This window comes from Brachyspira catarrhinii (assembly GCF_005518285.1).
GTDB classification, from domain to species: Bacteria; Spirochaetota; Brachyspiria; order Brachyspirales; family Brachyspiraceae; genus Brachyspira; species Brachyspira catarrhinii.
This window is the reverse complement of sequence record NZ_SJDU01000046.1, coordinates 1-10,452: the sequence shown is the minus strand read 5'-3', so window position 1 is coordinate 10,452 and position 10,452 is coordinate 1. Positions and strand designations below refer to the sequence as shown.

The following is a 10,452-nucleotide window of genomic DNA, read 5'->3' as shown; positions in this document are numbered from 1 at the left end:
TCTTCGTCTGGATAACCAACCGCGATTAATCCCAAAGGTTTTATATGTTTTGGAATATTAAAAATTTCTATAGTTTTATTCATTCTCTCTTCAACGGGAGCGATTGCAACCCAAACAGTTCCCAAATCTTTTGATTTTGCCGCAAGCATCAAATTTTCTATAGCCGCCGAACAATTTTGTTGCCAGAAAAGTTTTCCCGATTCGTCCGATAAATCTCCGCATACGATTATGCACATTGGAGCGGTTTCGAGCATTTTAGCGTAAGGATGAAATTCCATTATTTTATTTAGCGAATCTCTATTTTTTACGACTATAAATTCCCAATTTCTCCTGTTATTTGCCGATGGAGCGAACATTGCAGCTTTTAATATATATTCCAATTTTTCGTCTTCAATTTCTTTGCCTTTGACATATTTTCTAACGCTTCTTCTTGTAAAAAAAATATCGTTTTCCATAATTTTTATTCTCCGATTTTTAATTATATTATATATTAAAAATAAAATGTATATGCTTTCTAACAATCTTAATTTATAATTTAGACGAATAATTTTATAAAAAGTTCCCCGATAAATTTAATCTTTTATATAATATCTATAACCCGAATCTTTAATCGCGTCTTCCAATAGTTTATCGTCCAATTCTTCTTTCATTAAAATAACCGCTTCCTCTCTATCGAAATCGACTTTCGCGTAAACATTATTTATTTTGTTAAGATGATTTTCTATATTTTTCGCGCAGTGAGTGCAAGTCATTCCGCCGATATTTAAAACTTTTTTGTAGGGATAATGATTTTTATTTTTATCTTTCACTTTCACTTTTTCGGTATTCAAAGTTCCTTCGCCCGAGCAACAGCTTCCAGATTTCATTCTTTTTATATAATTAATAATTGAAAACACGGCGATAATTCCAATTACTATTAATATTATTGTTTTTTCCATAAAAATTTATCCTTAAATATATTTTATTAAAAACTAAAAAGTTAATATATTCTAACATTTTATAATTTAATTGTCAATACTATATTTTAGTTTATTGACAAATATTTACTCTATTAATATGATTACATAATCGCTATTTAAATTGAGAGATTTTATGAATCATGAATATTGCTGGAAAAATAAAAAACGCGCAAAAAGATATTATTCAAAAGATATTATTCAAAAGATATTATTCAAAAGTTGCGGGATTTTATTAATATTTTTTATTCTATTTTCAAAATTATATTCGCAAACAAATTTGGATTACGAGTTTAAAAATCCTTTCAGAGTTTACGAAGTCGACAAATATTACATGGGCTGGCAGGACCCGAGGGCTTTTATCGGCAGATTATTATTTGCAAAAAATTTCGATATGGAAAAAAATTTAACGACAATATCGCCCGAAGCAAATTGGGATTTCAAATCCGTTTCTTTATATATCGAAGGGAAAATTGCAAGCGAAATAATGTTTTATAGAAATAAATATTTTTCGGTTGGAATGGGAGCGGGAATGGAAATTTCAATTCTCGGAAGAAAAAGCGGATTATTCGATGTTTACGATTTTTCGGGGCAGTTCGATTTATTTGCAGATTTGTGGCTTCAAAATCTTACGGGAATTAATTTGAAAATAAGATTTATCCCAATGTATCATCAATCTACTCATTTGGTTGACGGATTCAAAGGCGACATTAATATAAAGAGCGGAAGCAGTTATGAGTTTGCCTCTATTTCGACTTATTATTATATAAACAGTTTCACAATCTACGGAGGAATCGAGTTTTCTTATAACGCCGTTGGAAATAGTCCGCAGTTATTTAGATTTCACGCGGGATTTGATTATAGACTTCCGATATATAAAGAAATTAATTTTATAACGGGAATAAATGTCGGAGCGATTTTGGATAAAAAAGATAAATTGGAACTTATAAAAGAAAATTGGCATGCTTCGGTTAATTTAGCTGCGGGAATTGAATTTTATAGATTCGCTATAGCTTTGAAATTCGGATACGGAAAACCGAGAGGCGCTTCGAGTTATTTTGGATACGAATCAAAAATCGGAGCGGAGATTAGTTTGTTATTCTAATTTTTATTATATTTTCATAAATTATAAATTTGACATATTATAGAATTTATATTATTATTATTAAATATTAATTAATTAAGGGGTAGCAAATGCTCAAAAAAATATTTATTTTAATCTTTATATTCGTATTATCTACGGTATCGGTTTTTGCTCAAGACGAAGAAAGCGAAGAGTCGGCAAATAAACCGAGAGAGGCTTTGATGAAAGATTTCGTGGACGCTTTGGCAAGTCAGGATGAAAGTTTGCTGTTAAGCGCTATCGAAATGGGAAGCCCTGAAGTTAAAGCTTTATGTTTTCAAGCTTTAGGCGAAAGCGGAGCGAGTAGCGATTTGTTAATTCAAGCGATTAACAGATATGTCGGTTACGGTTTGTCAAGCACTTATCCATCCAATTCGGATTCGGAAGTTCGATATCAGGCTTTAAAAGCTGCAAAATCATCAGCGTCAGAATCTTCCGTTCAAGCTATATCAAGCATGCTATATGCAGAAAGGGAAACTTTCAATATAATAGCCGCAATTCAAGCGCTTGGAGAAATAGGAGACGCAAAAGCCGTTCCTTCGTTATTGTTCCAATTAAGATTGGGAAGAACGCAAGGAATAGTTTATGAAGCCGCGGTCGCTTTGGGTAAAATAGGAGATTATTCGGCTCTATCGGATTTGGTATATTTGGCTCAAGATGACAGATACTTTTTAGCCGTTAGACAAGCCGCTATTGACGCCATAAGAAATATTAATCCTCCTTCAGATTCTTCGGAAGAATAATTCTATTAAAGAAATAAAAAGCCTATTCTTTTATAAGAGTAGGTTTTTTTATTTTATTTATTAACAACCAATTTCAAATAATAAGTTCGTCCAATAATTTAAATAATTCTTCTTTACTTTCGCATTTCATAAGCTCGATTTTGTTTTCCATTTTATAGCCGTTAAGATATTTCATTATAAATTTTCGCATAAAATGGACTGCGCTAATCTCTCCGTAAAATTCAGAGCAACCGTTTACATGTTCTTTAATAATATCTTTAAGATTTTTATCAATTTCTTTTTCTTCTTCAAATTCAAATATTTTATTCAATTCTGCAAATATCCAAGGATTGCCAATAGCCGCTCTTCCAATCATTATTCCATCAACTTTTGATAAATTAAAAACTTTTTCGGCATATTCTTTTGTTTTTATGTCTCCGTTTCCAATCAATATATAATCTTCGCCCAGCGCTTCTTTAACTTTCGCTATTTTTTCCCAATCGGCGTTTCCTCTGTATAAATCGCTTGCGTATCTTCCATGCAAAGTCAAAAAGCATGCGCCGTTTTCTTTAAGCGCCAAAGCTCTTTCAGTCTCTCCGCCTTCTCCTCTTTTGAATCCGAGTCTTATTTTCACGCTTACGGGCAGAGGCGAAACGATTTTTACCACATTTAAAATAGAAATCATTTTGTCTATGTCGGTTAATAGTCCCGCTCCTCCGTTATTTTTTACCACTTTTTTTGTCGGGCATCCCATATTAATATCTATAAAAGAAAAACCTTTTAAGTCGGTTAGTTCTATCGCTTTTTTGAAATCGTCTTCGTTGTTTCCAAATATTTGCAAAGAAATCGGATGTTCGTCTTCTTTATGCTCCATATATCTATAAGTTTTTTTTATCGTTCTTGCCAAAGCGGCGGCGCTCACAAGTTCGGTTGTAAGAAGTCCCGCTCCAAATCTTCTGCATAATCTTCTAAAAATATAATCCGTGTAGCCCGCCATCGGAGCTAAAAAGAATCTCGAAGGAATATTTACATTTTCTATTATAATATTTTTTGTCATTTTTTATATTTATTTTATATTAGAATTTATAAAAAGTATATAGATAAAAATATCAATAATTTACCGAACAAATCTGGCGTTAATTAATCTGCAATATCCAAAATTATTTTCATCGTATTCAAATTTTCCTACAATCGTTATTTCAGAATCGACTTTAGGATAATCTTTCGGATAATTATATTCGGATAAAGGAACGAATTCAAAACCTTGCAAACAGCATGCGGTCGCGTCTGGTATAACGCATGCATAAAAAGGTTTTCCGTTTTCCATATCTTCAAATAACACAAATAGCCCTTTCATTTTAACCGTTTTACCCGCGTAATTTTCGGGATTCATTATCATATTAAAAACTTCGCCATAAACCATCGTGCTGCTGAGCAAAGTTAAATCGACATCGATTTTATCGTTAGAGCTAATTAAATTATTAGTTTCGCATGACAATAATAAAAAGCAAATCAAAAGTCTTCTCATTTTCTTATTCCTCCAAAAATATTTCCTATTAAATAAAAAATCAAAAAGCCAGCAATATCGACTGCGACTATTGTAGAGCCTACGGGAGTTCCAGCGAGAATAGAAATTAAGATTCCAAACGCCGAGCAAAATATAGAAATAATAGCCGAACAAATGGTTACGGAACGAAAGCTTTTAAATATTTGCATAGACGATAAAGCGGGAAATATTATCAAAGCCGAAATCAATAGAGAGCCGACAAGATTCATAGCCAATACTATTACTACCGCTATAACTATTGAAACAAATAAATTATAAAGATTCGTTTTTGTTCCAACGGCTTTTGCAAAATTTTCATCGAAAGTTATAGCGAATATTTTATTATAAAAAATCAAAAATATCGAAACTACTATAACCGACAAAATAACGCATAAATATAATTTCGTTTTAGTCAAAGTTAAAATAGAAGTAGAGCCGAACAATGTGCTGCAAACATCTCCCGAAAGATTTGAAGATGTTGAAAATATATTCATTAATAAATAACCTAAAGCCAAAGCTCCGACAGACAACATAGCTATCGAAGCGTCTCCGCTTATTTTTCTATTTTCTCCCGCTTGAAGAATCAAAATCGCGCAAATAATCGTAATTATCAATGTTATCGGCATATCGTTTTTGAAGCCCAAAACCGTAGCGACAGCCATCGAACCGAACGCCACATGAGAAAGTCCGTCTCCAATAAAAGAAAATCTCTTTAATACGAGCGTTATTCCGAGCAGCGAAGAACAAAGCGAAATTAATATTCCCACAATAAAAGCGTAGCGAACAAACGGATAATTCAAATAAAGTTGAAGTTTTGCAAAAATTTCATTCATACTAATTGACTCCTTTTTTATTTTCAAATTCAAAACTATTAATTTTATAATTATTTATATAATCTTCTTTTGTTCCGTAAAAAATATTTTTGCCGATATGCATAATATGGCTTGCGTATTTTAAAGCGGATTCTATATCATGAGTTATCATAATTATTGAGATATTGTCTTTACTATTTAATTCTTCAATCAGATTATACATTTCTAAAGCCACATTTGGGTCAAGTCCAGAAACGGGTTCGTCAAGCAAAAGCATTTTTCGAGTCGAACAAAGCGCTCGAGCAAGCAATACTCTCTGCTGCTGTCCGCCAGATAATTCCCTATAGCAATGTTTGGAAAGATTTTCAATTTTCATTTTTTGTAAAGCGTATTTCAAAATCATTTTTTCATCCTTATTATAAAACGGACGCATACCGCATCTCGCCTGACATCCAGAAAGAACTATTTCCCTAACCGAAGCGGGAAAATCTTTTTGAACTACGGTTTGCTGTGGCATGTATCCGATTTCGTTAAATTCAAGCCCGTCTCCCGTCAAAATCTTACCCTCGATTTGAGGCTGTAATCCGAGAATGGTTTTCATTAATGTGCTTTTTCCAGAACCGTTCTCTCCGATAATGCAAACATAATCGCCCGCTCCGACTTCAAAATTAATATTATTTAAAATAACTTTTGAGTCGTATCCGATTGAAAGATTTTCACAAGTAAGTCGAGCCATATATTATCCTTTAATTCAAAGCTTCTCTTAAAGCGTTAAGATTATTTTCCATAACGGAAAGATAAGTAACGCCGTTTTTTACATCGGACGAAGTCGTAGCCTGCATAGAATCCATCGTCAAAACCTTCTGATTTTTTGCCGAAGTGTTTGCCACAACCGTTTGAGCTATTTTATGATTCGCTCCTTCGATAGTCAAAACGCATGGAAGTTTAAGCTCGTCCGTCTTCTTTGAAAGAAAAGCCATCGTTTCAAAACTCGCTTCCGTTTCCGCCGAACATCCTACAAACGCCGCGTAATAATCGATTCCGTAATCGTCCACAAGATAACGAAAAGGAAAACGGTCGCCGAATAAAACCACTTTTCGCATAGAAGCGTTTGCCATTTTCTTATATTCTTCGTCAAGCGCCGAAAGTTTTTTTATATAAGTCGACACATTAGCCGAATAAATATCTTTATTTTGCGGGTCTATTTCCGACAAATTATCCGCGATAGCCTTACAAAGTATTTCGGCGTTTTTAAGAGATAGCCAAACATGTTCGTCTTTTTCTTCCTCATGTTCATGCCCCATTAATTCTTCAAGAATTTCATTCGTTGAAAGAGCGGATTTCACAAAAAACGGATTATTTTTTGAATCCATAAGAGATGCAAATCCGTTATTTCCAAAGTATATATGGAAATGTTCCGATTTTTGAGGCTCATGTCCATGGTCGTTAAACTGAACATATTTTGGAGCGTCATCGCTATCCGTTTCAAATTGATAACGAACGCTTGCAATCTTGCCTTCTTCGTTAGTTTTTATTCTATAGCCAGAATATTTATAATCGGCGGAATAAGTTTTGCCCTCCGAATAGGCAAATGTGATTTTATTTCCATCAACCGAGATTTTATCGGCTTCGCAAAACCAAGAAGTTCTATATTTTTCAATATAAGTTTCTTTGGTAGTCGTTTTATCGTCATCTTCTTCCGCTCTATGCTCAAAATATTCTCCCAAATCGTCAATATACGGATATAAAGATTTCCATTCGCCTGAAAAATCGGAAAGCGAACGATTTTCAATATCCGCTTCGGTTATCTCTTCATGATGGTGATGATGGTCATGCTCTTCTTCCTGCATTCCTTCTACCAATTCTTCCGTTTTTGCAGAGTCGCCAAGAACTTCCAAAAGATTAATTACTTTCATTTTATCGTTCTTTGCGTTTTTTAAGGCGTCTTTAACCCATCCGTCCGATTCGCCTCCGACATAGATAAACATATCGCAATCTGAAATTTTAGCTATATCGTCTATAGTTGGCTGATAGCTATGCAAATCTACGCCGTTATCCAAAAGCATTGTAACTTCTACATTTTCGGCTTTATCGCCCAATATCTCGTTTACCCAATCGTATTCTGGAAAAATCGTAGCCACTATGCTTAATTTATCGTTTTTTGTCGCGGCGTTATTTTCGCCACAGCTTATTAATATAATCGCCGTCAAAAGAAGGCTTATAAAAACATATATAATTTTATTCATTTTAAATTAAATCTCCTAATTTTAATTTTTTTATTTTTTATAATATTTTGTAATTTAAAAATAATGATAAAAATACAAATATAAAGCAAATAATATAAAAAATCGCTTTAAATTTGCATTTTATTCGATTCAATTAGAAAGTTTAACTTTTAACGAAACCAATGTTTGAATTGGAACTAATTTGAAATAATTTATTATTGAAATTTTAGATGCGAATTTAAATGCTATATAAATTGAAACAATACCAAACGCGGTCGAAAGTTTTTTTAATATATTTTCACATACGATTATACATTGACATATAGGACAATCTTCGCCTATGCAATCATGATGCGATTCTATAGTTATATATAATATGGAAAATAACGTTCCAAAAATAAACGCCGTTGTAAGAAATATAATCAATATTCGCTTTTTTAATTCCATAACTTAAAACCTTTTAATTATTAATAAACCGTAGTAAAGTTAATTTCGTAAAATTTATTATTTATTTTAATATTATATTATAAAATAACCGTATTCTAAACGACTTTTTTCAATTTTCAATTAAATTATAAAATCAAATTATTTTTCAAAATAAGCGTAATTAAATCTATTATTTTATTTCATGTAAATAATTCAAATAATTTTCAAGTATAAGAGTAGCAGCAACCAAATCGTTATTTTTTTTCTTATTTTTTATTTTCTTTCCTCTTAAAATAATATCAGCTTCTTTTGAAGTTCCGTATTCGTCTACAAAAACTACATTTACTTTTACGCTTTTAAGCAGAAACTCGGCAAATCTTCTTATTTCAAAACACCATTCGCTCTCTTTTCCATCGTCCGACAAAGGAAGCCCGAAAACTACCGTGTCGATTTTTTTTTCTTCGATTATATTCATTAAAGCTCGTTTTACTTTTCGCGCGTTGCTCTCTTCGATAAGTTCGCATGGAAAAGGAATTTTTATTTCCATATCCATATAAGCAGTTCCCGTTCGCTTTCTTCCAAAATCAACTCCCAATATCATTTATTCGTTTTCTTCCATTGTTATAATATCGTATTTGCTAAAATTATGAACGCCCGATTTTATATAAGCGTTATCGATATTTTTTATAATGTCGACTTCAAAAAAATTTCCTTCTTCGTTTTTTATATATAAAGAAAATCTATCGTCTTTAAGATTCAAAAAATCTCTGCCTATATAAATAAGATTATCTCCTTTATTTATCGTATTATAAACATTTATTTTGGAGTATTCTTCTTCTTGTCCGACAATCATTCCCATCAATCTTCTGCCTTTCAAATATCCTTTAAGCGCGGGTTTCATTTCCTCTCTATTAAAATAAAATCCCGTGTCGCTTTCCCTTCGACTTATTGTGGAAAGTTCTTTTATATAACTTGCAACAGGCTCTTTTCTAATCGCTTTCGGATATTCTTCATAGCCAACTTTACCCAGCAAATTTAACAATATTCTATAAACTCTAACGACATTTGCGACATAATAAACGCTTTTCATTCTGCCTTCTATTTTTATAGAATCGATTCCCGCTTTTGATAGTAAATTCAAATATTCAGCCATTTGTAAATCTTTCGAGCTTAATATCGCACTATGATTTTCGCCTTCTTCCAATTCCATAAATTCTCCAGGGCGAGTCTTTTCTTCAATATAAGTTTTGAAATTCCATCTGCAAACTTGAGAACAATCTCCTCCGTTTGCGTCTCTTCCGTTCATATAATTCGACAATATGCATCTGCCCGAATAAGCCATACAAACCGCGCCATGCACAAAAGTTTCGAGTTCCAAATCGGTATTGTCTCTTATCTCTTTTATTTCGTCCAAAGACAATTCCCGAGCGAGTATGATTCTTGAAGCGCCCAAACTCTCGTAAACTTTGCAGGAATAACTATTCGTAACGGAAGCCTGCGTGCTTATATGAATATTTGCGCTCGGAATAATTTCTTTAAGAAGTTCCAATATTCCCAAATCGGAAATTATAAAAGCGTCAATTCCAATATTGGAAATCGATTTCAAATAATCTTTCAATTTATTTTTATCGTATTCATGCAAGAATGCGTTTAAAGTTAAATATATTTTTTTATTCAAACTTCTTGCAAGATTAACGCAATCCGCCAACTCTTCGATAGTCGTATTTTTGCTTTGATGCCTCAAATTAAATAAAGCGCCGCCAATATAAACTGCATCCGCTCCGTAATGATAAGCGACTTCCAATTTTTCTTTATTTCCCGCAGGCGCAAGCAATTCCATTTTCATTTCCTAATTATTAAAAAATATTTATTAATAAAATATATATTATTTTATATCAGAATATATAAAAAGTATATAGATAAAAAGCATTGTCATAGCGAGGTTATTTATAACCGAAGCAATCCAATCAATACAAATAAAATAAATTGCCACACTTCTTGTCAACGGCATACCTTCGGTGTCGAGGCTCGCAATGACTAAATTTAAATCATTCAATAAATATTAGATAAAATGCGAAATAATTTAAAAAAATTAGTTGACATAATATAAATATACCTTATAATAAACGATATAATATGTAAGGTTTGCTATGGTTAATAATGTCAAGTCGCTTTTAAATGAAGTTTCTTACGGAATAAATAGAGAAGAATACGATAAAACTTTGGATATTTTGGATAATATCTTAAAAAAAGTTCCTAAAAATTATAGGGCGAATTTGTATAAAGGGCAGATTTGCGTAGAGAAAAAAGAATTTGAAGAAGCGATAAAATATTTTGAGGAAGCGAAAAAAGTAGATATAAAAACTTTCAAGGCTTACAATCTGCTCGGAATCAGTTATAATGCAATCGGCGATTACGATGAAGCCATAAACTGTTTCAACGAAATCTTAAAAATAACTCCCAATTCGGCTTCCGCTTATAATTTGCTCGGAATAACTTATTACAAAAAAAACGATTATAAAAAAGCGATTGAATATTTTAATAAATCTATTGAAATAAATCCGAAATACGATAAGGCTTATAATAATTTGGCTTTGTTTTATTATAGTAATTTGGCTTTGTTTTAATATAGAAATAAAAAT

Annotated in this window: 12 protein-coding genes and 1 pseudogene; 3 read left to right on the top strand and 10 right to left on the bottom strand. The window is 32.1% G+C overall.

Going from position 1 to position 10,452, the window contains the following annotated elements:
- Nucleotides 1-455: nitroreductase family protein (locus EZH24_RS03105; protein WP_137997669.1), on the bottom strand; the 455-nt coding region annotated here is incomplete at its 3' end.
- Between the two features lie 117 nt (nucleotides 456-572).
- A complete protein-coding gene (locus EZH24_RS03100; protein ID WP_137997668.1) occupies nucleotides 573-938 on the bottom strand; it encodes a heavy-metal-associated domain-containing protein in 366 nt (121 codons plus the stop codon).
- A gap of 154 nt (nucleotides 939-1,092) precedes the next feature.
- Here EZH24_RS03100 and EZH24_RS03095 point away from each other — a divergent pair, with 154 nt between their 5' ends.
- Nucleotides 1,093-2,061, top strand: a complete 969-nt coding sequence (locus EZH24_RS03095) for a hypothetical protein (RefSeq protein ID WP_236847048.1) — start codon at nucleotides 1,093-1,095, stop codon at nucleotides 2,059-2,061.
- 89 nt (nucleotides 2,062-2,150) lie between these two features.
- Nucleotides 2,151-2,822 (top strand): HEAT repeat domain-containing protein, encoded by a 672-nt coding sequence (locus tag EZH24_RS03090; RefSeq protein ID WP_137997667.1) that lies wholly within the window; start codon nucleotides 2,151-2,153, stop codon nucleotides 2,820-2,822.
- Nucleotides 2,823-2,895: 73 nt separating this feature from the next.
- Here the strand turns inward: EZH24_RS03090 and EZH24_RS03085 are convergent, their stop codons facing one another.
- The 8 genes from EZH24_RS03085 to EZH24_RS03050 form a co-directional block, all read right to left on the bottom strand.
- Nucleotides 2,896-3,858 (bottom strand): tRNA dihydrouridine synthase, encoded by a 963-nt coding sequence (locus EZH24_RS03085; protein WP_137997666.1) that lies wholly within the window; start codon nucleotides 3,856-3,858, stop codon nucleotides 2,896-2,898.
- Nucleotides 3,859-3,918: 60 nt separating this feature from the next.
- The gene (locus EZH24_RS03080; RefSeq protein ID WP_137997665.1) at nucleotides 3,919-4,329 is read right to left on the bottom strand and encodes a hypothetical protein; all 411 of its coding nucleotides are present in this window, start codon (nucleotides 4,327-4,329) and stop codon (nucleotides 3,919-3,921) included.
- Nucleotides 4,326-5,180 (bottom strand): metal ABC transporter permease, encoded by an 855-nt coding sequence (locus tag EZH24_RS03075; protein ID WP_170310827.1) that lies wholly within the window; start codon nucleotides 5,178-5,180, stop codon nucleotides 4,326-4,328. Before EZH24_RS03075 ends, EZH24_RS03080 begins: the two co-directional genes overlap by 4 nt.
- Nucleotide 5,181: 1 nt before the next feature.
- A complete protein-coding gene (locus tag EZH24_RS03070; RefSeq protein ID WP_137997664.1) occupies nucleotides 5,182-5,895 on the bottom strand; it encodes a metal ABC transporter ATP-binding protein in 714 nt (237 codons plus the stop codon).
- 10 nt (nucleotides 5,896-5,905) lie between these two features.
- The gene (locus EZH24_RS03065; protein WP_137997663.1) at nucleotides 5,906-7,405 is read right to left on the bottom strand and encodes a metal ABC transporter solute-binding protein, Zn/Mn family; all 1,500 of its coding nucleotides are present in this window, start codon (nucleotides 7,403-7,405) and stop codon (nucleotides 5,906-5,908) included.
- 129 nt (nucleotides 7,406-7,534) lie between these two features.
- Nucleotides 7,535-7,831 (bottom strand): hypothetical protein, encoded by a 297-nt coding sequence (locus EZH24_RS03060; RefSeq protein WP_137997662.1) that lies wholly within the window; start codon nucleotides 7,829-7,831, stop codon nucleotides 7,535-7,537.
- Nucleotides 7,832-8,000: 169 nt separating this feature from the next.
- Nucleotides 8,001-8,411 carry a Holliday junction resolvase RuvX gene (gene ruvX / locus EZH24_RS03055; RefSeq protein WP_137997661.1) on the bottom strand — a complete coding sequence of 137 codons (411 nt, stop codon included), beginning with the start codon at nucleotides 8,409-8,411 and terminating at the stop codon, nucleotides 8,001-8,003.
- On the bottom strand, nucleotides 8,412-9,650 hold the full coding sequence (locus tag EZH24_RS03050) for a peptidase U32 family protein (RefSeq protein WP_137997660.1): 1,239 nt from the start codon (nucleotides 9,648-9,650) through the stop codon (nucleotides 8,412-8,414).
- Between the two features lie 310 nt (nucleotides 9,651-9,960).
- Here EZH24_RS03050 and EZH24_RS03045 point away from each other — a divergent pair.
- A pseudogene (locus EZH24_RS03045) lies at nucleotides 9,961-10,422 on the top strand (tetratricopeptide repeat protein); the annotation flags it as partial.
- Nucleotides 10,423-10,452 lie beyond the last annotated feature (30 nt).